This window comes from Bacteroides sp. HF-4919 (genome assembly GCF_018860125.1).
The window spans coordinates 616,666-643,125 of record NZ_JAHKNF010000001.1; the positions used below are offsets into that span (position 1 = coordinate 616,666).

At 41.1% G+C, this 26,460-nt stretch carries 34 protein-coding genes and 2 tRNA genes; 3 read left to right on the plus strand and 33 right to left on the minus strand.

Going from position 1 to position 26,460, the window contains the following annotated elements; all coding sequences use genetic code 11:
- Positions 1-59: 59 nt before the first annotated feature.
- The 15 genes from KO473_RS02600 to KO473_RS02670 form a co-directional block, all read right to left on the minus strand.
- Positions 60-4,034: a hypothetical protein gene (locus tag KO473_RS02600; RefSeq protein ID WP_216035083.1), complete on the minus strand. Its 3,975-nt coding sequence runs from the start codon at positions 4,032-4,034 to the stop codon at positions 60-62.
- On the minus strand, positions 4,021-6,087 hold the full coding sequence (locus KO473_RS02605) for a hypothetical protein (RefSeq protein WP_230583553.1): 2,067 nt from the start codon (positions 6,085-6,087) through the stop codon (positions 4,021-4,023). The genes KO473_RS02600 and KO473_RS02605 overlap by 14 nt, the downstream gene beginning before the upstream one ends.
- Positions 6,084-8,294 carry a hypothetical protein gene (locus tag KO473_RS02610; protein ID WP_005819415.1) on the minus strand — a complete coding sequence of 737 codons (2,211 nt, stop codon included), beginning with the start codon at positions 8,292-8,294 and terminating at the stop codon, positions 6,084-6,086. The genes KO473_RS02605 and KO473_RS02610 overlap by 4 nt, the downstream gene beginning before the upstream one ends.
- Positions 8,287-8,544 (minus strand): hypothetical protein, encoded by a 258-nt coding sequence (locus KO473_RS02615; RefSeq protein ID WP_005819413.1) that lies wholly within the window; start codon positions 8,542-8,544, stop codon positions 8,287-8,289. The genes KO473_RS02610 and KO473_RS02615 overlap by 8 nt, the downstream gene beginning before the upstream one ends.
- Before the next feature lie 38 nt (positions 8,545-8,582).
- Positions 8,583-8,924 carry a hypothetical protein gene (locus tag KO473_RS02620; protein WP_005819411.1) on the minus strand — a complete coding sequence of 114 codons (342 nt, stop codon included), beginning with the start codon at positions 8,922-8,924 and terminating at the stop codon, positions 8,583-8,585.
- 58 nt (positions 8,925-8,982) lie between these two features.
- Positions 8,983-9,462 (minus strand): phage tail tube protein, encoded by a 480-nt coding sequence (locus KO473_RS02625; RefSeq protein ID WP_005819409.1) that lies wholly within the window; start codon positions 9,460-9,462, stop codon positions 8,983-8,985.
- 23 nt (positions 9,463-9,485) lie between these two features.
- The gene (locus KO473_RS02630) at positions 9,486-9,881 is read right to left on the minus strand and encodes a DUF3168 domain-containing protein (RefSeq protein ID WP_005819407.1); all 396 of its coding nucleotides are present in this window, start codon (positions 9,879-9,881) and stop codon (positions 9,486-9,488) included.
- Positions 9,878-10,339, minus strand: coding sequence for a hypothetical protein (locus KO473_RS02635; protein WP_005819406.1), 462 nt, complete (start codon positions 10,337-10,339; stop codon positions 9,878-9,880). Before KO473_RS02635 ends, KO473_RS02630 begins: the two co-directional genes overlap by 4 nt.
- Positions 10,332-10,649 (minus strand): phage head closure protein, encoded by a 318-nt coding sequence (locus KO473_RS02640; protein ID WP_005819404.1) that lies wholly within the window; start codon positions 10,647-10,649, stop codon positions 10,332-10,334. Before KO473_RS02640 ends, KO473_RS02635 begins: the two co-directional genes overlap by 8 nt.
- On the minus strand, positions 10,649-10,945 hold the full coding sequence (locus tag KO473_RS02645; RefSeq protein ID WP_005819403.1) for a head-tail connector protein: 297 nt from the start codon (positions 10,943-10,945) through the stop codon (positions 10,649-10,651). Before KO473_RS02645 ends, KO473_RS02640 begins: the two co-directional genes overlap by 1 nt.
- Positions 10,946-11,008: 63 nt before the next feature.
- A complete protein-coding gene (locus KO473_RS02650; RefSeq protein WP_005819401.1) occupies positions 11,009-12,151 on the minus strand; it encodes a phage major capsid protein in 1,143 nt (380 codons plus the stop codon).
- Positions 12,152-12,153: 2 nt separating this feature from the next.
- Entirely contained in the window at positions 12,154-12,741 is a 588-nt protein-coding gene (locus KO473_RS02655) for an HK97 family phage prohead protease (protein ID WP_005819399.1), read from the minus strand.
- A gap of 21 nt (positions 12,742-12,762) precedes the next feature.
- Entirely contained in the window at positions 12,763-14,043 is a 1,281-nt protein-coding gene (locus KO473_RS02660; protein ID WP_005819397.1) for a phage portal protein, read from the minus strand.
- Positions 14,044-14,046: 3 nt separating this feature from the next.
- Positions 14,047-15,753, minus strand: a complete 1,707-nt coding sequence (locus KO473_RS02665) for a terminase TerL endonuclease subunit (RefSeq protein ID WP_005819395.1) — start codon at positions 15,751-15,753, stop codon at positions 14,047-14,049.
- The gene (locus KO473_RS02670; RefSeq protein WP_005819393.1) at positions 15,746-16,102 is read right to left on the minus strand and encodes a P27 family phage terminase small subunit; all 357 of its coding nucleotides are present in this window, start codon (positions 16,100-16,102) and stop codon (positions 15,746-15,748) included. Before KO473_RS02670 ends, KO473_RS02665 begins: the two co-directional genes overlap by 8 nt.
- A gap of 354 nt (positions 16,103-16,456) precedes the next feature.
- Here KO473_RS02670 and KO473_RS02675 point away from each other — a divergent pair, with 354 nt between their 5' ends.
- A complete protein-coding gene (locus tag KO473_RS02675) occupies positions 16,457-17,041 on the plus strand; it encodes a hypothetical protein (protein ID WP_147333960.1) in 585 nt (194 codons plus the stop codon).
- 39 nt (positions 17,042-17,080) lie between these two features.
- Here KO473_RS02675 and KO473_RS02680 read toward each other — a convergent pair whose 3' ends face one another.
- The 3 genes from KO473_RS02680 to KO473_RS02690 form a co-directional block, all read right to left on the minus strand.
- Positions 17,081-17,413, minus strand: a complete 333-nt coding sequence (locus KO473_RS02680; RefSeq protein ID WP_005819389.1) for an HNH endonuclease signature motif containing protein — start codon at positions 17,411-17,413, stop codon at positions 17,081-17,083.
- 650 nt (positions 17,414-18,063) lie between these two features.
- Positions 18,064-18,273 carry a hypothetical protein gene (locus tag KO473_RS02685; protein WP_005819378.1) on the minus strand — a complete coding sequence of 70 codons (210 nt, stop codon included), beginning with the start codon at positions 18,271-18,273 and terminating at the stop codon, positions 18,064-18,066.
- Positions 18,274-18,295: 22 nt separating this feature from the next.
- The gene (locus tag KO473_RS02690) at positions 18,296-18,730 is read right to left on the minus strand and encodes a hypothetical protein (RefSeq protein ID WP_005819375.1); all 435 of its coding nucleotides are present in this window, start codon (positions 18,728-18,730) and stop codon (positions 18,296-18,298) included.
- Between the two features lie 45 nt (positions 18,731-18,775).
- Here KO473_RS02690 and KO473_RS02695 point away from each other — a divergent pair.
- Positions 18,776-18,843, plus strand: a tRNA-Glu gene (locus KO473_RS02695).
- Positions 18,844-19,100: 257 nt separating this feature from the next.
- Here the strand turns inward: KO473_RS02695 and KO473_RS02700 are convergent.
- From KO473_RS02700 to KO473_RS02770, 15 genes are all read right to left on the minus strand, one after another.
- A complete protein-coding gene (locus KO473_RS02700; RefSeq protein WP_005819370.1) occupies positions 19,101-19,433 on the minus strand; it encodes a hypothetical protein in 333 nt (110 codons plus the stop codon).
- Between the two features lie 3 nt (positions 19,434-19,436).
- The gene (locus tag KO473_RS02705; RefSeq protein ID WP_005819368.1) at positions 19,437-19,769 is read right to left on the minus strand and encodes a hypothetical protein; all 333 of its coding nucleotides are present in this window, start codon (positions 19,767-19,769) and stop codon (positions 19,437-19,439) included.
- Entirely contained in the window at positions 19,766-20,269 is a 504-nt protein-coding gene (locus tag KO473_RS02710) for an ATP-binding protein (protein WP_032537357.1), read from the minus strand. The genes KO473_RS02705 and KO473_RS02710 overlap by 4 nt, the downstream gene beginning before the upstream one ends.
- Positions 20,270-20,363: 94 nt before the next feature.
- The gene (locus KO473_RS02715) at positions 20,364-21,149 is read right to left on the minus strand and encodes a helix-turn-helix domain-containing protein (protein ID WP_005819364.1); all 786 of its coding nucleotides are present in this window, start codon (positions 21,147-21,149) and stop codon (positions 20,364-20,366) included.
- A gap of 141 nt (positions 21,150-21,290) precedes the next feature.
- Positions 21,291-21,641, minus strand: a complete 351-nt coding sequence (locus tag KO473_RS02720; protein WP_005819360.1) for a DUF1064 domain-containing protein — start codon at positions 21,639-21,641, stop codon at positions 21,291-21,293.
- 21 nt (positions 21,642-21,662) lie between these two features.
- Positions 21,663-21,741, minus strand: a tRNA-OTHER gene (locus tag KO473_RS02725).
- Positions 21,742-21,770: 29 nt separating this feature from the next.
- Complete coding sequence (locus KO473_RS02730) at positions 21,771-22,217, minus strand: DUF4494 domain-containing protein (RefSeq protein ID WP_005819359.1); 447 nt, start codon at positions 22,215-22,217, stop codon at positions 21,771-21,773.
- A gap of 24 nt (positions 22,218-22,241) precedes the next feature.
- On the minus strand, positions 22,242-23,057 hold the full coding sequence (locus KO473_RS02735) for a YqaJ viral recombinase family protein (protein WP_005819357.1): 816 nt from the start codon (positions 23,055-23,057) through the stop codon (positions 22,242-22,244).
- Positions 23,054-23,371: a hypothetical protein gene (locus tag KO473_RS02740; RefSeq protein WP_005819355.1), complete on the minus strand. Its 318-nt coding sequence runs from the start codon at positions 23,369-23,371 to the stop codon at positions 23,054-23,056. The genes KO473_RS02735 and KO473_RS02740 overlap by 4 nt, the downstream gene beginning before the upstream one ends.
- Positions 23,358-23,843 (minus strand): hypothetical protein, encoded by a 486-nt coding sequence (locus KO473_RS02745; RefSeq protein ID WP_005819353.1) that lies wholly within the window; start codon positions 23,841-23,843, stop codon positions 23,358-23,360. The genes KO473_RS02740 and KO473_RS02745 overlap by 14 nt, the downstream gene beginning before the upstream one ends.
- A 28-nt stretch (positions 23,844-23,871) precedes the next feature.
- Positions 23,872-24,624 carry a site-specific DNA-methyltransferase gene (locus KO473_RS02750; RefSeq protein ID WP_005819351.1) on the minus strand — a complete coding sequence of 251 codons (753 nt, stop codon included), beginning with the start codon at positions 24,622-24,624 and terminating at the stop codon, positions 23,872-23,874.
- Positions 24,625-24,640: 16 nt separating this feature from the next.
- Positions 24,641-24,877, minus strand: coding sequence for a hypothetical protein (locus tag KO473_RS02755; RefSeq protein WP_005819350.1), 237 nt, complete (start codon positions 24,875-24,877; stop codon positions 24,641-24,643).
- Positions 24,846-25,040 (minus strand): hypothetical protein, encoded by a 195-nt coding sequence (locus KO473_RS02760; RefSeq protein ID WP_005819348.1) that lies wholly within the window; start codon positions 25,038-25,040, stop codon positions 24,846-24,848. Before KO473_RS02760 ends, KO473_RS02755 begins: the two co-directional genes overlap by 32 nt.
- Before the next feature lie 228 nt (positions 25,041-25,268).
- Positions 25,269-25,451: a hypothetical protein gene (locus KO473_RS02765; RefSeq protein ID WP_005819344.1), complete on the minus strand. Its 183-nt coding sequence runs from the start codon at positions 25,449-25,451 to the stop codon at positions 25,269-25,271.
- 24 nt (positions 25,452-25,475) lie between these two features.
- Positions 25,476-25,649 (minus strand): hypothetical protein, encoded by a 174-nt coding sequence (locus tag KO473_RS02770; RefSeq protein ID WP_005819342.1) that lies wholly within the window; start codon positions 25,647-25,649, stop codon positions 25,476-25,478.
- Positions 25,650-25,797: 148 nt separating this feature from the next.
- Between KO473_RS02770 and KO473_RS02775 the strand changes: the two genes are divergently transcribed.
- Positions 25,798-26,442 (plus strand): S24 family peptidase, encoded by a 645-nt coding sequence (locus KO473_RS02775; RefSeq protein WP_005819340.1) that lies wholly within the window; start codon positions 25,798-25,800, stop codon positions 26,440-26,442.
- The last annotated feature ends 18 nt before the right edge of the window (positions 26,443-26,460 follow it).

A 26,460-nucleotide genomic window follows, 5' to 3' on the forward strand; every position in this document is an offset into this window, starting at 1 on the left:
AGCTCCCCTCACACGAAGCGCATAATAGCGCAATAAATACCAAATACTTCATAATTATATTATTTCTTTAAAAACCATTTAACTTTAGTAAAAGTCCCGCTGGTACTGTAAGCGGGAACGGCAATAAATTCCTTTATCCCCCCACGAATGTTGATTAAGTCTGATTCAAACCATTGAGACTGATCTTGCGACTCTGTATGTAGTGTATTCCCGAACGTATCCCCACCTTCAACAAGTACAGTTGTATAGGCTATATCGGAGTTATACGGGGGATAAGTAAAATCCAGTATAGTTACATTAGCACCGTTATACTTTATGTCTGTAGGTAGTACGATGGTAGCTCCATTCGTGCACATGTATTTGCAACTCGTAGCTATGTTTAGATTATCTTTTAGTAGGAATGTATTAGTCATACCAGAAACATTTTGAGCGTCAGAATCCCCAAGCAAGGTAAATGGCGTGTTTACCTTTCCTCTAAATGTACCTATTCTTATATCTACCTCCCCCGTATTGCCGTTCAGCATCAGATTGGGAATGCCGTTTACTTCTGCCTGAGAACGCATTACGCCATTCTTGTACATAAAGTCCGCAATGTTGGCACCATCAGCAAGCAACGTATCTGTAGCAACGAAACTAAATCGGTTGGCGGGCTCCCAGTTGTCATCACCGTCTACCGACACAGGCGGGGTTGATACGGAAGATCCATAGACTTTAACCTGAAAGATATAATTAACGCCGCCAAAGGAATAAAACACAATATCCCTGTAGTTGTCATCCCAAACATAAGGAACCCCGCTTGAATATCTTCCACATACACGGGGCATTGCGCCATTTGCACCATTGGTCCCATCTTTTATGATACCTATGTTTACTTCATCTACATAGTTGGTATTCCAAGCCTCCGCATCCGATTTAACGGCATAGGCCCTTACTCCGAGTGATGTCGTACTCGCTGTTACCGTCATTAGAGTGGAGCTTGACTGAGCGCTACCCACGGTCACTTTCGTACCGTCTTTATCCACTCTTCTATATGCGAGATAAAAGGAATTGCAGTTCTCGACAGGACCGGCCCCCGTCTGCTTCTTGCATCTCACTGTTATGAACATAGGGACAACGCTTCCCGTACTTCTAAATACAACGGTAGTGTTCGTAGAAGTAAGCCAGTAGGAGGTGGAGTCAGTTCCCGGCTTACCATCTTCACCCGGAGGACCGGGTGTACTGGAACCGCCGCCTTGACCATCTTTTACGACACCTATGATTGATTCAGCTACAAAATTATCGGTCCAGCTATTATTATCGCTCAGATTTTGATATGCCCTCACTACGTAAGAACTATCGTAGGAGCTTGGAGTAATTACTACGCTGGATCGCTTCGAGCCTGAATAGTCATGATCACTAATTGTTCCATTTCTGTATTTTTTCACCCTGATAAAAAAATCACTGCATGTCATCGCATCACTGGCCCCTGTCTTTTTCTTGCAATATACAGTGATGCTGCCAGGAGAAAACACGCCGCTTGATGAATAAGCAAAGTTACTTCCGTTTGATGTTAGCCAATAGGACGTGGCATCAGTACCGGGCTTGCCATCTGTGCCCGGCTTCCCATTTTCTCCGTCTTTAGAATACCGTGCCCACAAAGAAGGTACGGAAAAATTTCCCCATATTCCGTTATCCTTTATGCGCTGAGACACCCATTCATACGCATACGAAGAATCAACCCCTACCGGGTCATCAGTCCATCCGGACGCTAAATATTGTTCGTCAGGGGTGGTAGGCTTTATTCCTGTACCTGTTCTCTTGTAGATAAATTCGTGTTCTTTACCATCAACACCGTCTATACCATCCCTGCCATCTTTAACAATTCCGAATGCTATTTCATCTACATAGTTATTGTTCCAAGCCTCCGCATCTGTTTTGTTTTCGTAAGCGCGAACAGATAAGGCTGTCGTTGTTTTAGAGGGGGCAACAACATGTGTGCCCAATGTTGAATTTACAAGAATATTTGTACCGTTTGCGTCCACCCTTCTGTAGACAACATAGAGAGAATTGCAATTCTCGACAGGATTAGTTCCTATTTGCTGTTTACATCTTACTGTTATAAAGATAGGCACAACACTATTCGGTCTGATAATAACCTGTGTAGCACTCGCCGTAAGCCAACGTACTACAGCGCCCTCGCCTGGCTTACCGTCTTCTCCGTCTTTAGAATACCGTGCCCACAAGGAAGGCGCAGAGAATCCGCTCCATGTCTCACCGTCTTTTATGCGCTGAGACACCCATTCATACGCATACGAAGAATCAACCCCTACCGGGTCATCGGTCCATCCGGACGCTAAATATTGTTCGTCAGGTGTAGCGGGGCTTGTCTCTGTTTCGGTCCTTCTATAGATATATTCGTAGATTCTCCCGTCCTTACCGTCTTTACCATCGCTCCCGTCTTTGACTATCCCGAATGCTATTTCATCTACATAGTTATTATTCCACGCCTCCGCATCCGACTTAACAGCATAGGCGCGAACAGAGAGAGCGGTAGTTGTCTTTGATGGGGCTGCAATAGTGGAACTTGTCGGGTTAACACTTGCCGTAACCTTTGCACCGTCCGCATCTACTCTTCTGGTCGCAAGATAAAAAGAGTCGCAGTTCTCGACAGGGCCGGCGCCCGTCTGCTTCTTGCAGTTAACAATAGTCCATATTGGTACGACACTGTTCGGCCGTATGACCACCTGAGTGGCATTGGCAGTAAGCCAGTATGAAGATGAATCAACTGCATAGGCTTGTTTTAACCAGTCCTGATTCGAGTCCGAAGGCTCGGATGTCGTTCCGTTTTCATTCACACAAAGCCACATCGCACGATTATAAGAGACACGGTCATAATATGCGTATCTTTGTCCGGAAACATATTCTCCTTTCTCAATCGGAACCCGAATAGATTCCCCTGTAATATCATCAACCTGGAATATTTTACCGGACATGATGACATTTTGAAATACAGCGGAATATTTAGAGCAATCAATGCCGGCGACGATACGATTTTTCTTTTTCCCAATCCAGCTTTTTTCCTGCGCCGGTTCCACGTCCCACGTATTTGCATCATCAAAAAAGGTTATGCTATTGTTACCTAATGTCGAGTCTATCATTATATAGGTCTGACGTTCGGCATCGGTAAAGTTCCCGGTCTGAGCAAGTGTCATAGACGTAGCTGGAACAGATCCGCTTCCGGGTTTAGGCACAACCAAGAATCCTCTCTCTCCGGAAAATGCCGTTACACGGAACTTCATTTCTCTGAATCCCTTGAATGCACCTGATTGTGAGTCTTTGTCATGCCAGTATGCTAACAGGATGTCATCTACTTTAAAAGATAACGCTTCTCCTTCTTCCAATACGGGAAGAACCAGCCATGTATTTTCATCTACCGTAATGAATTGCTCAATGACGCATCCTCCGCCCGGACTGATTATCTGCCGGCCTTTTAATACTATCGCTCTATTATACCGGAGCTCAGGAACGGATAAGAAACCACGTAAAACAAGCCCCCTCGCTTCAATGTCACCGTTTTCGTCAATGATAGCTCCACTTATACCAGGCGTAAAGTTTCCAAAACTAGCGCCTTTCTTAAATAAAGAAAGCGCATGCGCTATAATTCCGCGCAAAAACGTAATGACACCGGATGCGGTATCATCGTTTTTCTTGCTGATATAAAGTTCTTCGATTTTCTTTAATGCAACTTCTATCGCTGCATCTATCTCCTTTAAAGTGCGCTTTGAAGAAAGCGTATTATCATCGGTTAATTCCGTGGTTGTATCCGATTCGGCAATGATACGCGAACGGATTTCTAACAGTGTCCGGAGTGAAGACAGTACGTTGCTATCGGTAAACGACTTTGTATCGGTAGCCTTTACAATGTCAACCGAAGCACCTCCACCTCCACCGCCGTTAACAGTAACGCCGCCGGTTGCCCGGGTGATAACAGCCCCGGCCGGATAGTTCTTTGACCGGGGCTTTGCGGGTATGGATGTAGTTTTAATATCTACCATTTTCAATCATCTTACAATTAAACTGATTCATCGCGAAGTCAATTGTACCGCCCGTGATCGTAAACCGTTTGTTTGGCTGAAACTTATCGGTTATAGTTGTGATAGGAGTAATTGCTTCGTCATCTACCAGTATTTGCGTAAGCTTAAATTTGGTAGCTCCGTACTGATTAATAATGCGCCGGATCAAATGCTCTTCCGGCCGGACTAATTTCTGCTCAATAGAAGAATAGAGATTGTCGGTTAGATAGTTATCGCCTAACATTACTTTGCTGTAGCATGCACCGTCGTTGTTGTAACTGGATATTTTAAATTCGATTTCGTCCAATTCGTTAATGTAATCTTCATTCACGACATTTTCATAATAGCGGTCTATGCTGCTGTTAGATATAAGCTTTTCGTCATCTGGTTTTTGATATACGATCTTAAAGTCTTTCACAAGAACCCCGCCGGCGCTGAAATTTTTTCCGACGGGCATCAATAGAGTAAACTCAAAATCACCTTGCAAAACTCTATCAATGGAGACTATCACACCGCTTATTCCAGTATAAGGCATTGATAACGTTTTTTGGTTTTCTATTGAGACATAATCTTGCTTTGCTTCAACTCTCTCAGGTTTCAATTTAAATGCGTATTCTGGATTTTGCGCCCATGTATTTTTTTGCCCTGCATCTGGCCTGAGACTTCCATAATACATACCACCAATACGTATTTGTGCATAAAGAACATCTGAAACAGAACTATTATCCCATGGTATCATATCATCAGAATTAATAAACTTATAGCTCCCTGATATACAAAATATTCCGTTTGAGTATATAGCAGAAGCGCCTTTGGTGGTCATTACTTTGCACGTACTTAGTGGCCCGGCTTCATAACGTTCTTTAGTCCTTCTTATTTGAATTACGTTTGTAAATGAATAGTCGGTTATTTCAGGAATCCAATTGCCATTTAAATCCTTATTTTGTTTATATGTGCAATATTTCATGGGAATAGCCCCTTCAAATGTGTGTACTATATCTTTGTATTTTTGCAAATCATCAACTTTTATCGTTAGACCTTCTTTGAATACTATCGTTTCCCACTGATTAGGGATAAGAAACACCCTGTGGCAAACTTGATTTTTATCATTTGCATTATCGAGCACTTTTAAAATTTGCATTTCTTCAAATCGCTCTTCTGGTAATAAATTTCCTACCGGATAATTACTGTTTTTTACAATAGCTTTATTGTAACCTCCCAGAATATCGAGTGTATGATCCGCACCGCTAAAGCCGATATTTTGCACACTAACAACATTTCCTGATTCAAATGTATAAGATGAAAAATTAGGAACATATTTATAATAGTCTCCACGGTGATCTACGTCTACAAAGTATAATTCACCTTTGTAGTCAACGCAAGTCCAGTTAAGGAACTTGCATAGTTCTTCAATCACCTCTTTTAGAGTCATGGGTTTATCATCTTCATCGAAGAAGTTTTGTTCACTAATTGTCATGCTCTGTAAGATGTTTGTATTTGCATCATAATCTGCCAAATTTTTAGCGTAAACATGTGGAATATATATAGCCGAATAAGAACCGTGAGACTCGGAGACGCAACGTGTCAATAATTCCCACAGTGAAATAAATCCTTTGTCCGTTTCGTTTTTTAATTTATAGTTGATATACTCTAATGTATTCATTGCAGATACGCACTGAACTTCTAAATCAAATTTGTTGGAAGTGTAATCCTGAGTATATAATTCTGGGGTAACGAATCCAGTCCAAACAATTTTATTACCTTGCTTAAAGTTAACGCGGTACTGCTGATATCCGGTCGAGTATAGGCTTTGCAAGTAGTCGTTTCCTACAACTCTAATAGTAGCTGTAGAAAAACGGGTAGGAACATAAAGAAAGTCATCATCCGCAATTTCTACAGAAAAAGGAGCGTCGCCGCTCCCTGTTAACTCAGCAACTCGCCCTGTATAGCCTTCTTTCTGTATTTCTACCGTATAGTTATCTTCTTCTTTCCGTGATCGAAAGTATAGTGTATATATTGTGCCGTAATTCATCATAATTTTTTTCCTGTTTTCTTCATGTAGTTTTTTAGTTGTAAAAAAATGGTATCGCCTCTTAGTATCCAGTCGCCAGATACATCAATTCTGCGATCATTCTCAGAGGGTGAGATTATGCCCGCCAGATGACCGGAAGGTAGTGAAATGTTGGGGTGGCTAATATTCAATCCGGTATTGAGCATTTTAAATAAGTTCGCTTGTTGTGAACCATTCAAAATCATTTCACCACTATTTAGCATTGCAGGAACTTTATCACCTGCAAACGAAATTCCAGGAACGATACCGCCGTTTGCAAATTTGGGAATACTTGCCATTGCGGCAATTATCGCTGCAACCCCAGCAACCCCCATTGCAATACCGACGAATGGAATACCTGCATGTGCTTTTAGTGCCTCTGAACCAGCCGCCAAAGTATTTGCGGATGCGCTTTTAGTAGCGGAAGCGGCCTCTATTTCGTTAGCCGTAGACATTTCTAAGATTTTTGGGATAGCTTGTGCTATAGTTCCTATTAGGCTGCTGCCCCACTGCAAAACAGATGCAGTATTGCTATCAAACAGGCCGGATAAGCTGCCCATAACATTACTTACATCTCCTAAAGAGTCAGCATACTGCTGATTTAAATCAATATCCTCTTTTTTTATTGGAGATTCGAACTTGGGCAACTTCATGTTTCCGATTTCTTTCCTTAAATCAAATGAACCCTGTTTTTTACTACCTGCATTGTTTTGATAGGCAGCATAGATATGACCTGTCACATCTGATTCTTTCTGCATGGAACGAAGTTCTTTCAATGTACTTTTTAGCTTGCCGATCTGAGATTGAATAAATGCTTGCTGCTCCTCATCTGTTGCTTTTGATAATGCGTTCTGTCTTTCTGCAATCATTTCACTATACATGCTTTCCAGCTTGGCAAACTCTGTACCGGAATCGGAGTAAATCTTGGCTATATCCGGAACTTTAGAGGCTGGCAATAACAATTCACCATCTTTCATTTCGCCGTGCTTGCCTTTGAATACATCACCGTCGATCTGCATTTTTAGGCTTATTCTCTTTTGTTCAAGTTCATTTATTGTGGCCTGAATAGTGGCGCGTGCCTGCCTATATGCAGAACTTACAAGAGTTTTGTTTAACTCCGTTATCTGGATGTCATACCATGAAAGAGTATCCTTTAAGGGCTTTTTTTCTTCGTTTTCTTTTGGATTCTTTTTAGGTTTATTGATTCTATCCCGAACCCTATCAAATGTTTTCTTATCATTGGCAAGTTCCTGATTTATTTGTTTGTACTCTTTTCCCAACTGCACCGCTTTGATCAATTCTTCATCTTTCCATTTTACAATAGCCTGTTGAAACAAAATAGCATCCTTATATTCCTTATTGAGTTCGGCTTGCTTAGAAGCTATAAAATCATTAAGAGATGCCCTATCTTTTGCTTCTTTTGACTCCGGAAATGCCCAGTCTGCAAGCCCTCCGTTTTTTTTACGCCGCTCTAATTCGGCATATTTGATTTTATAAGTATCATACTTATTAGCCATTTCAGACTTTAGAACATCGCGTTTACTTCCGGCAACATCATAGCTAAGCACCTTGGCAAAGTCTTCCAATGTCACATCGTCAGCATTTAACAGATTTCCTTCAACTAATACAGTTTTTAAAGCTGTAAGAGCATCTGAACTGACAGATGACGCCTTGTTTTTTTTATCTTCAAGAGCTTTTGTCCATTCCTTTAATGCGGCCTCCCTTTGCTCTTTTGACGCAGTACTATCCATAGCTACACTACGGGACTCAGCCATAGCAGCATTAAAATCTTCCCGAAAATAGTCGTAACTGATGCGGGCGTTTCCTAATTGATCTAATGCTGCATACGCGTCTCTGGACTTGGATATTATACTATCCAATCCACCCAGAAAATAAGTAAAATCCCCGGTAGACAAACTGGTGAAAAATTCATTTACAGATGTCTGACATGTGCGCATCTGGGCATCAAACTCATCGCTGGTTGTCTGAGAACCGCGTATCGTTTTCATAAACGCTTCACTGGCCCCCACCGCAATGCCAATTGTCCCGGCAAACTTCATTATACCAGCCCCGGCGGTTTTTGCCATACTGGAAATACCGCCTTGAAAGCTGTTAACCGAACCTTTTGCCCGATTTAGGTTTGCGTCAAAGTCATTCGTTTTAAGTAATAGTCGTGTTATTATATCAGACATGATTCATTTCTTTTTCGATTAGTTTTGCTTTTGCCCGCAATCGTTTCACTTCTTCATCCGTAACGGATGTGCGTTTCTTTTCGTCTTCCTTCGCTTCATCCCATGGGAAACGAAGTATATCCGATTGCTTTAGTTGTTTTGTGCTATTCGCCTGAGCGATGACATACGCAATGATCCGGGTCTGCTCCCAGCTTTCCCGGTTACGCCTGCCTAACCCCTCTAAGAAGTAGCGAACTTCTGTGAGCGTCATCCGGTCGAGGAAATAATCAGGTGCAATACCGCCCTCACCTACAACGCGGGCGTAGAGTTCCCGGATACTGCACGCTTCTTCGGAGTCGTCTTTTTTTTTGTGCTATCTGCTGCCTGTTCAAGTAATTCAATCTCTTTTACGAAGAACTCTTTGAAAGAGAGAAACAGAGCCGGATCAGACTCACACGCCTCTATAAATTCATCAAAAGGCATTAAGAATGTATCTTTGTTATTTGCCAGAAGAATAGAGTAAAACAGTAGATATTCGTCCAACATCCGGCCGAACGCAAACTGCCTACCTGTGAGATTTTCGAAGATAAAGAAGGCGCGCAATGTATACTTTAAAATGTACTTCTGTTTTTTGATAGTGATCGTTTTCATTATGATAAGTTTTTTGAGTTAGAAAAAGAAAAGGCGGGATTCCCGCCCTTTCCATCGTTTACGCGGTCGGATCATCCACTATACCTCCATCTCCGGACACTCTGGGGCTAAGTTTTCCTGTGCCTTCGAATGTGGCGGAGAAAGTTGCTTTATCACCATCAGGTGCATTTAATTCTAGATTTGTAATTAAGACATTACCGGAATAAGATGCGGCCGGAAGAGTCCAACCGGAAGAGGGAACTTCATCTGAATCTGCGTTTGCCGGAATACCGAATTTTGCTTCGATAGGCTTGCGTTTTAACATTAAGTCCAAAAGAACATCATATCCGTTTACTTTATCGTCTGCACTGAATAGGTTTTCACTTGAACCGTTCCAAGACAATTTTTTTATGTCTTTTTCCGTCCAAATGCCGGAATCTTTACTTTGTGTGTCAATCGTTTCGGCCGAGATTGACAATTTACAGGATGTAGCCAACGCCAGCGCCTTTCCGCCGACAAATAGCATGAAATCTTTTCCTAATACTGCATTTGCTTTCATTGTTTTCAATATTTAAATGTTAGTTACTCTACTGAATCCGTCTCAATTTCAAATGTAAGTCGCTGGATGAAAGTTTCTTCAATGAAATCTTCATCGGCGGCGATAAGTTTAGCACCCGTTACTTTGAAATCGTCGTATTTACCCCGCTTCCCTTCAAGCGCTTTGCGTGCCGCCTCAATAACCTCGACTGAATTTGAATAGTTATCGCTGGCGGCAATAACCTCAATAGTGACACTATCCCCACTGGCGTATCTATCCTTTGTATAAGCCGGAGTAAGTGCACTACGCTTATACAAAACGAACGGGAAAGAAGTAGCGTTTTTAGTAGAAATAGGATAAATCCTATCTCCGACAAGTTGCGTTAAACTTTCCGACTCACTGAGTTTTGAGAATGTATGTTTGCTGATTGATAAGCTCATTTCTTTTTATCTATTACTTTTTGTATTGAATCCAAAATGTTTCTTTCCAGTGAGTTCTCAGCCTCACTTTTTTTAGAGTCTACTGCGCTTTTAAAAAAGTGAGTGGCCTCTATAATACCTCTGTTTGCTCCTCTATTGGTAGCTCGTTGTTCCGTACCGCTTTCGAAGAATTTCAAAACAAACTGTTTTGAACCTTTCCGCCGTTTGTCGAGTAAGTCAACCCGTGCGCCGGACGCATTGCGGTAAACTGCAATATTTATTTCTTTTTTCAATCCAGCCCCACCCGGAACAGATGCAACCCAATTTTTTTGCGCTTGCTTTCGAATGATACTTGCTGATTTACGGAGTCCGGATTTAATAGCCTTCTTTGCCTCCTTGTCATTCAGTGCGGCCAATAACGCATTAACCTTAGAGGCGTCAACCTCAACCCGGTAGGATGCTTGTACAATATTACTCATTGATTAATTCTGCTTCGATGGTTATAGACTGTGCCTTTCTATCCGGATGGATGAAGGCTATTTTGTATTTACGTCCCTCGTAGACAATGCGCATTTTTTCGCTTATATCTCTGCTGTAACGTACCATGATCGTGACGGTGTGAGTGTTGAGCACCTCGCCGTTTATCTCTTTGCGCGTACCGGATTTATACCGGACACACGCACGCTTCTTGAAAGCTTCCATCCATCTCTCAGACGTACCGCCCAAAGCATCGCGAATCGTCTGGGGATGTAGAAAACTTATAATGTCTGTCAATAGTCCCGCCTGCATTATGTATATCGTTTTAAGGGTTGAAGTAAGAAGGCAATATGACCAGGAATGATATTAGGCGTGGCGAAAGTTATATCTTCACGGTTCGCATAATAGTTTGCAGCTATAATACGAATGGCATGCCAGATTCGCGGGTCTATCCGGTCGTCTTTAACGAACGATTCAATCGGGGCATTGAGATAAGCCTCGATACTGAGTTGTACCGGAATGATCAACCCCTGTATATAAGCGTCGTCATTGTCGAAATCAACATTAAGATGTTGCTTTAACTCTTCAAGTGTTACGTATTCTTTCATCTTTTAGAAATGAAGAAGGCCGAGGCCGAAGCCCCAGCCTTTGATTAATACTTAGTTTGGTCGTTATGCTCCGGCAGATGAAGCTGCTTTCTTTGCTACGGCAAAAGCTTCGCTTCGCGCAGTCACAATATCATAATCTGAGTTTAACACGAAGTTTACAATATTGCTTTTGGCTTGTGTATAGGGGTCAATCACTAAGTCAATATCGCCAAACTGCCCGATGGCAACATAAGAGAACACACCAAAACCGATAGTATCGGTTGCCATATAGGAGGTGACAAGTACCGGATAACCATTAATCTTACCATCTTCAAGAATCATTTTAGGTGATCCTTTTTCAATCGGAGTTGATTTTAGTTGTCCATAAACAGCCGGAGTACAAACATATGCGGCAGTTCCGTCGGTTACATCGACACCCTCAGCCATAACCGCCGTTTCCAATGCGACAACATTAGCAAAAGACGGGGAGTCTGTATACGTTACAGAAGCGTCTTTAACGAATGGGCCGGAACTGGCGCCTTCTAACTGTGTACCTGAAAACATCCATTTGTTCAGAAGTCGTGCGCTTCCCAGTGAAATTTGTTTCAAGACAACATCTTGAAGCGAGTAATTAGTCTGACTGATAGCCCGTTTTGACACCGGAACAGAGATAGACACACGCTTAGGAGTGGATTTTATTTTTCCGAGTGAAAGTTTTGTATCTCCAATTGCGGCGTTTTCACCCGCAATGCTGGCCTCAATAGCCTGTAAAGTGGGGAATATAAGTTCTCCTACAAGCCCGCTTTGCATTTTGATACCCAGCTTATTAATGATAAGCCCTTTTTCCAGCGGGTCAATGATTTCTCCGATTGTAACAGGCACGATATCAGCAACGGTAGCTGTATCGGTCACAGTCAAACCGCGTTCAACTACTTTGATTCCGTCCTCAGTGACAACCCCGTTATAGTCATCAAGTGATCTATGATATACCACATCGTAAACCGCTTGCGGAAACAATGCTCTTGTTGGAGTAATCCGATCTCTTTCCGGTTCAGTATCGAGACTTCTACGTTCGATCTTCATTTGCAGCAAATCTTTTTCATTTTTCAAAGCTGCAAAAGTCTTGGATTCATCCTCGGTGAGTGATCTTTTTTCGACTTCTGCCGCATCAAGCATTGTGCGCATTTCTTCTTTAATTTCTGCAATTCTGTTAATTTCCTTTTTCATTGTTAGATAAATTTTCGTAAGTTATTAATTTGTTCTTTGTAGTAATTATCTGTTAGTGAACTGTCTATTTCCTCTAAACTTCGCAAAGTGACGTCCGTTCCATAATAGGCAGGGTTGGCAACAATCGAAATATCTGAAATTCGATCTATTTTGTGAACGATTCGATAGAGTAACCCGTCCGACTTCTTGTACGTGACGTTCTTTTTGTCATCTGTAGAATAAGCAAATGATGAACCGTACAAATCACCTCTTGAAATCATTTCTACTGCATAGTCGCCATCCGGAGTATTAGGAGCGGATAACTTATATCCGAGTCCGTAATCATTCACCATTAAAGAAAGAGAACCGGTTCCATATCTTGAACGGGCTATCATCCGTTGTGCGTTATGCTCAATCAGTGCCCTTATATCACATGATTGAATTAACTCGTCTGTTATGGCGCCGCGCTCGATCACTTCAATAAAGAAGCACTTTGTTTTCTGGTCAAAATTAAGCCTGCTCTCCTGATCGAATACGGCGGCAAAGCCTTCTATCATCCGGCCTTCCGAAATCTTGGGTGATGCTATATCCGTATAACTTCTAATTTCCATACCGTTTTTACCATATGTTTTTTATTCATTATTTGGTAGCTCGCTTTTATTTTCCCCGGAAGATTCACCTCTGATTTTAGGACTGTCAATCGGGGCGACATTGCAACTGGTCATAACAGTATCACCACCGGGAACAGGTGGCAATCCTTTCATTGCCCGTAAATGGTTTGTGGTAAAAAGACCAAGTTCGTAGCCTCCTTTCATGTAGGTTATCTGCGTTGCGAGATCAGTTTGGTACAAAACATCAATATCGTAGCGGATACGGTACAGATGCGATACACTGTCAGGAATTAGCTTCACATTGAGTTCCGCCTCAAACTGTTTGAGAATAGGAAGTAATGTGTCAGTAAGGAATGACACTTGTCCCATTTCTGAGGCTTTGTAGTTTGTGGGTTGTCCGGCAAAGACCTTATCAGGATGTACGCCGAACATGCGGCAAATCTCTAAAATAGAGTGCTTCATCTGTTCCAGCAATTGAGAGTCAATCGGATTTATCGAAAGCTGATGAAAAGAAGCGTCGCCGCTTACTGATACGATACCCCGGCCGGAATTTAATTCATTCTCGATCCGTTCGGCAACACTTGATGTCTGAGTATCAGTCATACCGGCAATTCCCTGAGTGCCTTCTTTGGCTCCTGAAACAATACCTTTTATCTTGCTTCCATTTTGAAAAAGATGGAGCGCTTGATTATCTGCGCTGCCCCCAATGCTGAGTACGCGGGAACCGTAATAGATTGTACTTACTCCTGTGTAACCTCCATCGAGACTTTTGTTTTTAAGATGTATAACATCATCAGCCTCAAAGGTTCCGTTTACTCTGTTGATAGGGTCGCAAATCTTATATATATTGCGAAACTTGTCATAAGTTACGGTATTAGGCGCACACAGTATAAGTTCGCTTATTTCTCCCCATGTCCTGCGAATAAAAATGTAGGCATTTCCAGCCAACACAACCTGTATAACTGCATTCTGCATCAGGTCATAAGAGTTTTGCCTTAAATTCGGGCGGCGCACAAGCAGTTTGTATAGTTCGTGGCGTTCATCAACAGAAAAATATCCGTCTTGTTTTCGTTCTATCAGCAAAGGCAGTGAGGCTATTGTTCCGGAAAGAATGGAAACGCATCTGTATACCGCCGCAAGTTGCATTGCTTTTTCGGACGAATTTACATTAACGGGTTGAGCTGGAACGGAGGTTATACGTACATTTGCATTTGTGTTACCCTGATTTTGAGCAATACTTCCATTGCCTAAACCTTCGGAAATACTACGTATTTGTCTTGTTAGAATATTGAAAATCTTCATATTTTAATTTGTATAAGTGTTAAACAGGTAAAATGTCATAAGATTCGTTATCGTTGAATCGATCTTACTATTATGCGTTCGTTTGATCGGCTTTTTATTCATGTTTCTATCTTCGTCAAGAACGGCATTACCAAAGCAATACGGCGTTATTGGATTCGGGTCAAATGTTATTTTATTGCGATGCAGCGCGAGTTCAAACGATTCTATAGGACTTGTAAACGTTCCGTATGTCTGTTTTACCGGACTTATGTAGTCATTTGCATAGCCAACCGATGCGGATAATAGATTTACGAACTCAGCCGACTTATATGGGTCATATCCAATTCCGAGAATTTTCAAGTACTTTGCCCGGGCTAAAATATCATTCACGATCATTTCGTAGTCAATCACTTCGCCCGGACATAGCTTCAAATATCCGGCCTTGACCCATCCTTCATATAATTCCCGGTTAGGGTGTCCGGGCAAAGCGCCTTCCGGAAAATAGTAATCCGTAACGGAATGAAATGACTTAGTATCCGGGGAATAGATATTATACGTTACAGTTGAAAAGTCATCACGTACCGATAAATCAACTCCTACCATCGTAGGCGGGTGACTTGTGATCTTATCTACAGGGATAGCCTTATACCGTTCCTCGATCTCCCTTGCCTCAATCCATTTCGTTTCAGAATTGACCGCAAAGATGTTAAGGAGCTTTGTGCGAAACTCTAATGCGTCAGGTGCGCTATATAGCGCCTTTTGATAAGCGTCCTTGTAAAAGTCCTCGTAAACCGTGATCCCCATGTGGGGTTGTACTTTATACCACGTTGCCGGATCACCTTCTTCATCGTCTATGTCGGGTTCAAAGATGTGGGCGAAAATAGAATCGTTCTCAGCCTCACCGCGTAGAATGGCTTTATATATTGAAAGCATTTCAGTGAACGGGGTTGTATGCTTGTCTGAGGCGGTTGTTATTACGATGGTCAAAGGGTTGAGCCGTGCACCCATTGAAGAAGTTAAAACGTTCTTCAAAGCGGCGCTATCGGCTTGCGAATATTCGTCTACTATCACCGTGCTTGCATTAAGCCCATCCAGTTTGTCGGGACTGGACGCCAAACACCGGGCGAAAGAGGTTTTGCCCTTTATTTTGTTATTTATGATCTCTCTGTTAATCTTAAAATGTCGCAACTTCCGGTCTAACGCTTTCAGGATGTTGCGGATTTCATCAAAACATATCTTAGCCTGATTGTAGGAATTGGCGGCAACGTATGCTTGTGCATTAGCATCGCCAAACAACAAGTCGAATACTGCCAAACTTGCGATACTTGTCGTTTTGCTGAATTTACGAGGGACAAATAGCAGAGCGTCACGAATCAGGCGTTTATTTGTCCCTGGTCTATAAAAACCGAGTATGTTCGTGAATTGAAATACCTGAACCGGAGTTAGCTTATATCGCGTCAGCCCCTTAGTGCCGGAAAACTTCAACTTTTCGTAAAACACAATAAAGCGGCGGACCTTACCGGGTCTAAAGTCGTATTTATCCAGCAGATAAAAGAAACGACGGATCGCAAGTAACTCGTAAAGGTTATGCGCCTCCGGGTTGCCTATACATCCGGCTATATAAGTGTTTAACCGGATATCCGCTTTATCTAACTGATAAGAGTTTATATCAACGGAGCGCAATGCGTCAACGGTAGCAGTCTTTAGCTGTATAAGTTCCTCCTTATTCATAGTCATCCGCCTTGTTTACTTCGTCAATTAATTCGGTTACTTCGTCGGCTTCACCTGATGCAAGGGTCTGCAATGTCAAACCAAGTTCGCGTAACTGTTTGCGAGTGGCTTCAAGCGCATCAAACAGAGTTTTAAAAGCCGGATGTGCAACCAGCTTTTCATTATTCTCGCGGGTTATCTCTTTAGTGAAAGATTTCATCCGCTTTTTTGAGATGTCAGATAGAGCAATCCGGAACGCCATATAAGACCCGGCACAAAGCTCTATACACAAATCAAGTTCAGGGGTGTATGTGCCTTGTGCTTCCATTGCGGAACGGATTTTTTCTGTTATGTCGTCTAAAGTTGCCATGTTTTTACGCGCTTTTTACACGTATGTTTTTTAAGTAAGTATTTGGTAGCTCGTAGATTGTAACGGAAAATGTCACCCCCAACGGATACCCCCTCGTTTTGAAAATTCTCCGCGCGTGTAAAAACTGGTGGGCGTGGGTTTGGACGGTCTGTCGCCCTCAAAAAAAGACCACCCCGCTTTGTATATATACAAGAAGATATTTATATTTGCAATAAATTTTACAATATAAATCTTGCACAAATGAATACTAAGAACATTTCCTACATACTTTCAACTATAAGTGTGTTCGCTTTCATGTATTATTATTTCTCGTTAGTTATGATTTGGCATTGTTTGGCGCCATTTGATTTGGATATGACAAGTATTATAACATGGGATGATATACAATTTACTTTTGCTTCTTTTTTAATACCGTCACTCATTTCTTTTTCTATTGTGTTTGGTGGAATATCACTAATTGCTGCCCCTCTGCTTGATTCATTAAAAGAGCGGAAAGATAAGATTTTAGAGTCTTTAAGTAAGTATATAAGAAGATATTCTAAAAAGAGGTGTTTGTTTTATTGGGGAGGATTATTGTTTTTGATATTAATAATTGTCACAACTTCGTTTATACTAGACTTATATCCAGCGGCAAGTATCTATTATATAATTGCAGGCGCTGTCTTTGCATATTGCAAATATGGAAGAGGTGATATTATTTTTCATTTAATGATTTTCATTGCCATGATATTTTTTTGCTCTGATGTAAAGAAGAGAATACCTCATTTCTATAATACTACTGTTAAAATTGAGTCTATTAATGGAGATATAATAGAAACGGATGCACAACATAGATTAGTTTTTCTAGGTACTAAATATATTGTCGTTCAGGAAGACTCGACAAATGCGAAATTATATCCAACTAATGGAATAAAAAATATAGAATGGATCAATAAATAGTTAAGAGGGTACGTCAAAAGTAGACGTACCCTCTTAATTTCATTTCAAAAACTTATCCGCAAAACGCTCTGTTGCCCGTCTATTGTTTGCCTGAATTGCTTCTTTCGAATGGCTAAACGCGCGTCGGTGTATCTCAGAGTGGCACGCATGGCAAAGGCTCTGTAAGTTCGTTCGATCAAACATAAGGTGTTTCATTCCGAGTTCATGCGAAACGGATTCAACCGGGGTTTTGTGGTGTACTTCGGTTGCAAGCGTACTTAATCCGTTCGCCTCGCACACTTCGCAAACCGGATTAGCTCTCAGTTTATCGCAACGTAGGTTCTTCCACCGCTGCGAGTTGATCATTTTAATGTAATATGGGTTTCTGCTCATTGTGTTTTATTTATTTGTTCATAGCTAAATAATATCCTATCGCATTGATAACATGCGTGCAGTTCCTTTCTGGTAGCTTCAATATTATTGGTTTCAATGTTCACATAATGCGTATCGGTTACTTCGCCCGATACACATTGAATCCGTTTAATTAAATACTTCATTCCAGCTTATTCATACCAGCAAGTAAATACTTGATGCGCTTACAATTCCCATCGCATCGGGTTGACTGAGTTTCTTTCTTGTGAGTCACATTCGCGCAACCCTTGCTGACTCTTGACGGGCACATCTGTTTAAATACTGTGACTGCATTTGCTGTCGTTTCTTCTCGCTGTATTCGAATAGCCTCTGTTGCGACTGTTCGAATCAGGCCACGCGAACGAACTCGTTCCGTTGTGGTCTGTTGAATGTAATGTTCTGCTTTATTCATGCTTTGTCATTTTAGGTTTATACTTCCAGCCGTTCAACTCGTATACACGTTTCCGGGCTTCTTCTCGGTCGATGTAAAGTGGTTCGTTACGAACGGGACTTGATATTTGTGTTTTCCCGTCTGAATAATCACACACGCATATTCTGTAATTTCGTCCGTGTATAGAATATGAATATTCTCCTACTTTCATGTTTGGCTCCTTTCTAATTTGATTTGAGGATTATTCTTTGAATTTATTTTTCTTTTGGACAAGTAAAACTTCCGTCGGCTCATCATCTTCCCATTTCACATTGGGAAAATCTTCTTTATCCAAACGAACAACAATTGCACCGTCAGTGAATCCCCATGTATTAGGTAATTTTATTGCATGGCCACCGATGAACAGATTAAGTATTCCATTCCTCTTTCTTACAACATACATCTTTTCCATAATTTGATTCCTTTCTGCTTTGTTATACTCTATTTATCTTATCATTGATTCTAAACATACTGTCACTTATGAAGTCGTATATCTTATACATAAGCTCCGGTTCTTGCTCCTTTGGAGAGTAAACCATAACTCTTTTACCTGCACCTTTCATCCATCCGGCTTCTGTATTAGCAGACCGACCACAAGGAAGAACCATAACACAGACATCCGCCCATTTCATAGCATTGAAATCTAATTCAAAACCTTTCTGTGCAATCGGATGATTGAGAGCCTCCCGATACTGCTGTGTGGTCCAGTTCTTCCAATTAGGATCAATATTCGACCATGAAAAGCCATAATTCATGTCACTGTTTGGATGTGTAAAATCATACACTTCGTGACCTTCATTTCGGAGAAACGATACAACATCCTGCTGATATGAGTTTCTCCAGCTACTTGCTACATAAATTTTTGCCATAATATTTTTTCTATCAATTAAAAATGTATATTTGCTTCTGTTTTTATACCTGTGGCCGAATGGTTAAGCTCCAACTTTCAATTGGATATGTGGTTCGAATCCTACCAGGTATATACTGTTACTAAAAATAAACAATCATTTTATGAAAGAATTCCTGCTATCAATAATAGCTGGGATGCTATCAAATAAAATATCAGATTGTATCAAAAATTGTCAGAACCCCATCCCAGTAACAGCGAAAACAACAACTTACACATACTTAAACCTTGGTTTCTACAAGCGGATAAGGATACGTGAAGAGGGTTGAGAGTAGACAGGGAGGCGGATTTACACCCCGCCTCCTTTTTATTCATTCCTGTATTGTTTTAAATTAATTCTCCACTTCATCCCCTCTCTTTGGTTTCCGAACCGGGATGCGTAGTTCTTTTTCAGTGAACTTGCTCGACATATACCGTTCTGCATCCGGCCAGTTCGTAAAGCATAAATCCGGATCAGTATAAAGCCTTAGAAGTGTCTCGTTCAGCTTGTCGAGTGCCCCGAATCCGCTTGAATTGATCTTTTCGTCTGTTTTAAACTTGCTGTTTAAGCATTCGTAATTCTCTGTAACGAATCGGTCGATATACTTCCGGTTCTGTTCGTTCACGGGCTTATGATGTTCCGGAACATCTTGCAAATAATTTGCGTTGATTGGTTTCTTAATCATTATTTAAAATTTAAATCGTAGTTGTCCGTTCTTCTCGTCTTTCACGTGTTGCGGCAATGCCCGTTTCGGCTTTGAGTAGTTGAACTGCCTCTCAGCCTGCGCAAAGTCGCTGAACATTTCCGTAATTTCGTCCGGTATGGGATCGTCATTTTCTTCGTGTTCCGGATCGGCTACTCTCAGAAATGCACCTACCAGATATTGCATGATTTCGTAGATACTTTTGAATTTGTATTTAGCTCTGATAGCGTCGAGCCGCTTCCAGTCATCGAGGTCTATGCGAACTACTGACTTTTTAAAGTCACCTGCTGGATTCTTATTTCTTTTTATCGGTGTCATCGTCTGCTGCTGCCTCCTAATTCGATCACATTAAACATTTCATTAATTCTATCAGCGATATAAGCGCCGTATTTAAGTTGCAAATCTTTTATTGATAGATTTGTTGTTGCATGCGTTAAGGCTTCTCTCCTGAGCTCGTATCGGCACTGAAAGATATATTGCATTACATTCAACTCTGTACCGAAGTATTTTGCCGGAATGGGTTCACGCCCTAATTCATCGAAGCACATCATGCGCGGACTGCCATTGTTGTACGTGTACAATTCCAGTGCATCCTTGCCTCGCATAGAAAAGCTATTTGCAATGAATGAAGCAGAATCAATACGGAAACCTCCCATCGGATAACCGCCTTTATCCTGTCCGCTTACAAAGTATCTGTATCGGTTCATTATCTGCATAATGGTAGATTTTCCGGTTCCGACCGGGCCACAAAGCAAAATACCTTTTTCCGGGTCCAGTTTCGACCTGTCCTTTTCCATGTACAGAAATATTTGATTCATCACATTTCGGTTTGATTTGTCTATTTGAAAATTGCTGCATACAAAACGGCAACACTCTTTAAACCATTCTGCCCGATCCTTTGCGGGCACAGGGTCAGATGTCGGCCTTCCGAATGATAATAGTTGTTTGATCGACATCATTTGTTTGCTCCTTGTTTCCATTTCTACAATTATTTTTAAGTTCAAAAAGCCCTGCCCAGTTGTTGGCGATAGACTGATTAACGATTTCATTTGCTACATTCGCATCATTTCCGCTTAATCTGACTAACTTGTCATAGCATGCCTTAACAGACCGATCAGATTTATATTTTTCTCTTCGTTCTTTTTTGTATTCCAGCCACAACAGAAAGACATCTAAAAACTCAAAAGAGATAAAAGAAAGCTCGTCGAGAGATAGAGAGAGTTCTTTTAGTTTAGTTTCTGTTTTAGTTTTAATATAGTCTGGCGCATCGGCTGGCTGATTGGCTCCCATATTGGTTGGCGCATCGGCTGGCGTATCTCCTTTCTTTTCGGTTGGCTTTTCGGTTGGCACATCTACCGTATTTTTTCCGGTAGTCGGCTTTTTCTTTGGCGATTCATCTTTGAACTTTTTAGAGAAAGAATATAAACCGACTACTCTTCTGCTTTTACCCGATTTATAATAAACCAGTCCTGCATTAATTAGAGATAACCGTGCCCGAACTAAAGTTTTCTCGTCGATATTGAGGGAACAGCATAGTTCAATGTTTGAGCAACTGAAAACGTCCTCCCAACCCTCGCTATTACAAACTGCAACTAATTCATAAAATAGTGCTTGTTCGGTAGCGGTAAGCCTGTTGCGTCTGCGTGCTCTTCGCATTTGTTCCATTAACGTATATCCATCCATATTATCGAGAAACATAATAACTGCACGGCCTTACGCCTACCGATCTAAAGACACTCAGAGCGGAGCAGTAACACATATAATTCTTTTCTTCACCTCCATACTTACACCTCCGGCAGTCCGGTTTACTTTGTGATTGAATGATTTTCTTTGCCATGATTAAACCTCCTTTATTCTGATACCATGTATGCTAAGCATCAGTTTTCTTTTGATTATATACTCTTTCGTTTTCATCCCTTTCGCATCTTCCACCACTAATTCGCCATCACGATAATAAACGAAGTCGGCATAGTAGGACAGGGACTTCTCCAATAGCTTTCTTTTCTGCAGCATCTTCCGGATTCCCTTCACTTCATAATACTCGTATTGCGCCGGAATAAGCTCGTATTTACACTGTTCCTGCAGACCAGAGATAATCCCCTTTTTCTCGAGCAGTTTCAGTTCTTGCGCCCGTCTATACTCGCGAATAGAGTCGTATCCTTTGTACTTGGTATTGTTGTATTTTGCCATCTTGATAATATTTGTTAGTAGTGGAGCGAGGCGGAATCGAACCGCCTATACTGCTGTCTTTACTGCGCGCGCCGCTGCTCTATCCTTTAAGCTACGCTCCGTTAACCGGGACTTTCACCCGGTTTGTTGTTACTTATCTTTTGAACGATATGGGTAGACATCCATAATTGCAGTTTCTTTCAATGCAATAGATTGATATTCCGCCATGGTATTTTTCATACCTTCATCTACTTTCTTCATAGCATCGCGGAGATCGGCAGCCTGTACAAGTACATTCGTATAGGTTCGTTTCTCCTTTGCGGTCTTTTCATCCAGCACAACGAAAGCAAGTCGTCCGGCATACCATTTATCGGCCGCTTCTTCATCAGATGGAAAGAGTTCGCTATAATTGGCACGTTTTATATCGGTAACGGTAAATTCGCCAGTGATAAACGGTGTCGTTTCTTCGATAATACGTGCTTCCGCTTCGGTGAAGCTGAGTGCATCGACCAAATAGGGTTCAGTAACTTTTTTGTTAACTCCGTCTGAGTCTATTTTCTCGTAACGGATTTTGCATAAAAACCAAGTGTGCATCATAATTGTATATTTTAAAATGTTATGTTAATGTGTTGTGACAGTACTTGCTAATTTCAATTTCTTTAATTGCTTTTTTAGCCTTGTTATTTGATTTTGTACCGGGACATTGCCTTTTGCTTTCGGTTTTAATGTTTCAATTTCAGCCTTTATCGCTAAAACTTCCTTAGCCTTGTCGATACATTCCGGAAAATCCCGACCACTCCGTAATGATTCGTCTATCATTTCATTTGCCAGTCGTACCCGGTCATACAACTTCTGTATGTTTTCAGTGTGATCACTCCGGTGCATTTCAAGCAGACGCCCGTCATTTACATAGCCGTCATAGATGACATAATATAGGGTATCTATATCCGGGCGACCGAGGAAATGCCCGAGAAACTGCCAATAGTATTCATCTTTGTCGTTAATTTCCTGTAGCAGTTGTAGTGACTCGATCTTTCCTTGTGACATCGGGCACTTAATTTCAACCAGTGCCGATACTTTTCCATCAAAGCCATATACATAGGCATCCGGCGAATCGCCAAAGCCTTCAAACGGCTCGTTAAATACGATGTCCTCAAAATCGGTAGTACAGGACTTGATTTCATTTAATAGCTGCGTACGTAGCCATTCCACGGCGAGCGGTTCATTTTCGTGCCCCCAATCGAAGGCCTTTGCTGTGCCGTTTTCTCGGGTTACTCCGGTTCGGCGTTCATAGCGAACAGCAAACATCACATCTAAAGCGGCTTTGCCAAATGGCGTACCTTTGCCGGCTTTCATCAGATCAGGAAGAACGGAGGCTGTAATCAGACCACGCCGTTTTTCTTTCCATTCAAATTCTTTTTGTTCAGCGGATTTCATATTTTATTATTTAGAGGAAATTTAATATTGTATTTTATCAGTGCCTTTTTACTACGATCAAGCAAATTATTATCGAAAAGTGCTCCATTCTGTACAATCCATTGCTTTACAGCTTTAATGCAAGCGTATTCATTCTCAAAATAAAATGTAAACCGCTTACATGCAGACATACCGGAGGTTACTTCGATGGCATAATAGATAACCGGATCAAAACTATTTGTTATACAGAACTGAAAGCCATGCGCCTCAAATAATTCACCTTCGCAAACCCTGACACCACAAGTTGTTGCCCGTTTTATTCTAATGGATTTCATGTTTCTGTAATTCTTTTATTTGTTCTTTGGTTAGTTTGTACTTAGCGATAACCTGATTTACTGTATAGCCGCCTTTTAAACCGTCTATAATGTTGTTCCAGATTGCGGAGCCGGTTTCAACGGTTGATCTGGTATCATCCAGTTTCGGCGCAAATGGTCTGATACGAAGTGCATCTACCATTTCTCCTTTTACATTTACACGAGCGGAGCCGACTTGCATAGCCTTATTGATCCATTGCTCAATATCTGGCGTTTTAAACAGTTTCTCCAATGTTTTACAGTTGGTTTTGTTAACTACCATCGGTTTGACATTCTCGTGAAAATATGCGATTAAGCACATATCTTTCTTACCGTTTTCCCCGGTCACTTCTTCGCGCTTCATTTCTCGGATAGTAAGGATTAAATCTTTGCCTTCCGGAAGGCTGTGAGCGCCCAGATATGGGTAATTAAATTGGGTTTTCCAGTGTGTCATAATTGATTTATTTTTATGGAGTTAAAGGTTAAAATAACGATTGTTGGACTCGGGATAAAACCAACTTATTAGCCTCTCTAAAGAAATCTTTCTTTATTTCAAATCCGTATGCTTTACGTCCTAATTGGGCAGAGGCTAACAAAGTAGAGCCACTACCGGCACACGGATCTATGACTACATCACCCTTGTCGGTGAATATTTCTATCAATCTACGAAGTAGCGGTACCGGCTTTTGCGTTGGGTGCACCTTGGGAGTCTCACCGTCCCGCACCCAGTCGAAGCAGTTGAATATCATTCGTCCGTCATTGTTGAACTTAGGGAGTTTGTCTCTATATAAAAGCAAACCATACTCACAGTTGCCGACAATCTTCATGTTTGCCTTTAAGACTTGTGCGGAGAAGTCTTTTCTAAACACAAGGTTTATGTAATTATTCAGCCCGTAACGTTTCCCGAGTTCAATGTATCTGAACTGATCTTCAAATTCACAGAAGATAATCATACAGGGAGCCTTGCTCTTCTCCTTCGGTTCTTTCATCAACATTTGGCTACAGAAGTGCATAAACTCTGCGGGTCTAAAGTCTTTATCTGTATCAAAGAACTCTTTGCCAGCCAGATCGCTTTCGCCATTCTTGTTATCGCCATCGACATACCAAGAAGGATTGGAGGCGTAAGCGTTGTTTCCAAGATTGTAGGGCACATCTGCAATAATTAATTGCGCTTTGGGAATCCCGTATACTTTATAATTTTGGAAATGGTCATTAAATAATTCTATAGTTTTCATCCTTTTTCACTCGTTTTTAATCAAACCCTATCGTTTCATCTCCCTGATAGTACTCCGCGAAGCAGCCCGGACATACCGTTATCATTTTCGTACCGTGTCGGCCGTTCTGCACCGCTTCAACTTCGACTTCAATACCTTCGCCCGTTTCTATTTCGGTTCCGCAATCTTCGCAATGAACATGATCGGCCGGGCATTCGCCCAGAACGGAACAGAGGCGGCAATTACCGATACAATTCAGATTTTCTCTTTTCATTTCTGCGTTGATTTACTTCGTTACATACTATCACATACAGTACCGTTACAATTACGGCCAGAAGTGCGATGATTAATTTACCCGGTTCCGGTTCGCCTTCTGCAAGCAAACAGGCGAGAAACATGCCGATTAGGGCGAAAGGGGACTGTTTAGGAGTTAACATACTGAGGCGTATTTAGTGGTTAGCACTGTGTGTCTTAAAACGTCGGCTGCATTACACTCCCATCGTCCGTTTTGCGCTGGTGTAGTTTTAAGTGCCCTGATTTTGTTTTGAGCAACAAGCCTTTCAAGTCTCCTTTGCCCACCTACAAGTTTTTGAGCGGTGCGTTTGCTAAATGTTATGTCTTTAGCTGCTTGCAATATTTCTTGATACCTGTCTAACATAACTCTATTATTTATTGCGTTTCACAAATAGTTTATCGTCTTCAATCCAAGTCGTAAACACTTTGCCTTCATCCGTTTTAATGTCTGATGCTGTAGTTCTTACTGACTTTCTTCGATCTTTAGGGAAGGCTACTTTTGCTCCGATCTCCATTTCAAGAAGAGTCGGCTTAATTGGTGTTGATGTTTCCATTGTTTTACTTATTATTTGTTTTTACTATTTTGCGTAATTGAATTTGGCCATGTATTTTTCAGCGCCCTTCATCGATTTGAATGTTTTACTTGAAGATGCTGTTACTGCGATGTAGCTAAGATTGCCATTGTATTCATTTACCATGATTGCACCGGTTAATTCGCTATTTACTCTTTTATAGTCAATGATTGCTTTCATAATTCTATCTATTTAATTTGTTATTTCTTGATTGATTGATTAACTTTGATGCGACAAAGATATACGCAATTGCGTAAACATTAAAATTTAAACGTATTAATTTTATGCAATTGAAGTAATTTAGATTATTTCTAAATAATTATGTGCTATGACTACAATAAATGAAAGAATACAAATAGTTGTAAATGAGCTTTTTGATGGTAATAGATCAGAGCTTTGTAGAAAATCGGGAGTACCGATAGGTACAATGTCTTCAATATTAGGAGAAAGGCAAAGTAGTCCGAATATTGATATTCTGCAATTAATATATTCTGCAATTGCAGAATTTCCAGTTTCTGTAGAATGGTTTTTTACAGGAAAAGGAGATATGAAACGCAAAGGTGATGTTACTAAATATGTTGAAGAAACACGTCCAAGAATCCCATATACAGCCGCGGCGGGGGCTATTTCTATAGCAATGGAAGGAGTTACAAAGAGCCAATGCGAACAAATTCCTTTGGTAAAAGCATTCCCTAAATACGATTTTACCATTCAAGTACAAGGCGACAGTATGACACCTGCATATAATTCTGGCGATGAAGTCGCTTGCCTGTTTATTAAAAATTCAAACTTTATACAATGGGGGCGGGTTCATGTGTTGGATACGGCGCAAGGGATCGTTATAAAAAGAATTTATGATGCCGATGATGCGATATTATGTGTTTCGGAGTTTTCTGAAAAGTATCCTGAATTTAAGATACCTAAAAGTGAAATATACTCTGTTAGTTTGGTTGTCGGACAGTTGAGATTGTAAGAGTTGTGTCTAAACATG

Bases quoted from the DNA above. Each gene is read 5' to 3' on its own strand.
- KO473_RS02755 (WP_005819350.1), bottom strand. From the start codon at position 24,877: ATGAAAAGAGAAAATCTGAATTGTATCGGTAATTGCCGCCTCTGTTCC.
- KO473_RS02775 (WP_005819340.1), top strand. From the start codon at position 25,798: ATGACTACAATAAATGAAAGAATACAAATAGTTGTAAATGAGCTTTTT.
- KO473_RS02665 (WP_005819395.1), bottom strand. From the start codon at position 15,753: ATGAATAAGGAGGAACTTATACAGCTAAAGACTGCTACCGTTGACGCA.
- KO473_RS02615 (WP_005819413.1), bottom strand. From the start codon at position 8,544: ATGACGCTCACAGAAGTTCGCTACTTCTTAGAGGGGTTAGGCAGGCGT.
- KO473_RS02735 (WP_005819357.1), bottom strand. From the start codon at position 23,057: ATGAAATCCGCTGAACAAAAAGAATTTGAATGGAAAGAAAAACGGCGT.
- KO473_RS02645 (WP_005819403.1), bottom strand. From the start codon at position 10,945: ATGAAAGAATACGTAACACTTGAAGAGTTAAAGCAACATCTTAATGTT.
- KO473_RS02765 (WP_005819344.1), bottom strand. From the start codon at position 25,451: ATGGAAACATCAACACCAATTAAGCCGACTCTTCTTGAAATGGAGATC.
- KO473_RS02705 (WP_005819368.1), bottom strand. From the start codon at position 19,769: ATGACACCGATAAAAAGAAATAAGAATCCAGCAGGTGACTTTAAAAAG.
- KO473_RS02660 (WP_005819397.1), bottom strand. From the start codon at position 14,043: ATGAAGATTTTCAATATTCTAACAAGACAAATACGTAGTATTTCCGAA.
- KO473_RS02730 (WP_005819359.1), bottom strand. From the start codon at position 22,217: ATGATGCACACTTGGTTTTTATGCAAAATCCGTTACGAGAAAATAGAC.
- KO473_RS02635 (WP_005819406.1), bottom strand. From the start codon at position 10,339: ATGAGTAATATTGTACAAGCATCCTACCGGGTTGAGGTTGACGCCTCT.
- KO473_RS02620 (WP_005819411.1), bottom strand. From the start codon at position 8,924: ATGAAAACGATCACTATCAAAAAACAGAAGTACATTTTAAAGTATACA.
- KO473_RS02605 (WP_230583553.1), bottom strand. From the start codon at position 6,087: ATGATGAATTACGGCACAATATATACACTATACTTTCGATCACGGAAA.
- KO473_RS02600 (WP_216035083.1), bottom strand. From the start codon at position 4,034: ATGGTAGATATTAAAACTACATCCATACCCGCAAAGCCCCGGTCAAAG.
- KO473_RS02685 (WP_005819378.1), bottom strand. From the start codon at position 18,273: ATGGAAAAGATGTATGTTGTAAGAAAGAGGAATGGAATACTTAATCTG.
- KO473_RS02720 (WP_005819360.1), bottom strand. From the start codon at position 21,641: ATGGCAAAATACAACAATACCAAGTACAAAGGATACGACTCTATTCGC.
- KO473_RS02710 (WP_032537357.1), bottom strand. From the start codon at position 20,269: ATGAATCAAATATTTCTGTACATGGAAAAGGACAGGTCGAAACTGGAC.
- KO473_RS02640 (WP_005819404.1), bottom strand. From the start codon at position 10,649: ATGCAGGCGGGACTATTGACAGACATTATAAGTTTTCTACATCCCCAG.
- KO473_RS02740 (WP_005819355.1), bottom strand. From the start codon at position 23,371: ATGAAATCCATTAGAATAAAACGGGCAACAACTTGTGGTGTCAGGGTT.
- KO473_RS02655 (WP_005819399.1), bottom strand. From the start codon at position 12,741: ATGGAAATTAGAAGTTATACGGATATAGCATCACCCAAGATTTCGGAA.
- KO473_RS02625 (WP_005819409.1), bottom strand. From the start codon at position 9,462: ATGAAAGCAAATGCAGTATTAGGAAAAGATTTCATGCTATTTGTCGGC.
- KO473_RS02630 (WP_005819407.1), bottom strand. From the start codon at position 9,881: ATGAGCTTATCAATCAGCAAACATACATTCTCAAAACTCAGTGAGTCG.
- KO473_RS02610 (WP_005819415.1), bottom strand. From the start codon at position 8,294: ATGTCTGATATAATAACACGACTATTACTTAAAACGAATGACTTTGAC.
- KO473_RS02770 (WP_005819342.1), bottom strand. From the start codon at position 25,649: ATGAAAGCAATCATTGACTATAAAAGAGTAAATAGCGAATTAACCGGT.
- KO473_RS02675 (WP_147333960.1), top strand. From the start codon at position 16,457: ATGACAAGTATTATAACATGGGATGATATACAATTTACTTTTGCTTCT.
- KO473_RS02760 (WP_005819348.1), bottom strand. From the start codon at position 25,040: ATGTTAACTCCTAAACAGTCCCCTTTCGCCCTAATCGGCATGTTTCTC.
- KO473_RS02700 (WP_005819370.1), bottom strand. From the start codon at position 19,433: ATGATTAAGAAACCAATCAACGCAAATTATTTGCAAGATGTTCCGGAA.
- KO473_RS02680 (WP_005819389.1), bottom strand. From the start codon at position 17,413: ATGAGCAGAAACCCATATTACATTAAAATGATCAACTCGCAGCGGTGG.
- KO473_RS02690 (WP_005819375.1), bottom strand. From the start codon at position 18,730: ATGGCAAAAATTTATGTAGCAAGTAGCTGGAGAAACTCATATCAGCAG.
- KO473_RS02750 (WP_005819351.1), bottom strand. From the start codon at position 24,624: ATGAAAACTATAGAATTATTTAATGACCATTTCCAAAATTATAAAGTA.
- KO473_RS02715 (WP_005819364.1), bottom strand. From the start codon at position 21,149: ATGTTTCTCGATAATATGGATGGATATACGTTAATGGAACAAATGCGA.
- KO473_RS02650 (WP_005819401.1), bottom strand. From the start codon at position 12,151: ATGAAAAAGGAAATTAACAGAATTGCAGAAATTAAAGAAGAAATGCGC.
- KO473_RS02745 (WP_005819353.1), bottom strand. From the start codon at position 23,843: ATGACACACTGGAAAACCCAATTTAATTACCCATATCTGGGCGCTCAC.
- KO473_RS02670 (WP_005819393.1), bottom strand. From the start codon at position 16,102: ATGGCAACTTTAGACGACATAACAGAAAAAATCCGTTCCGCAATGGAA.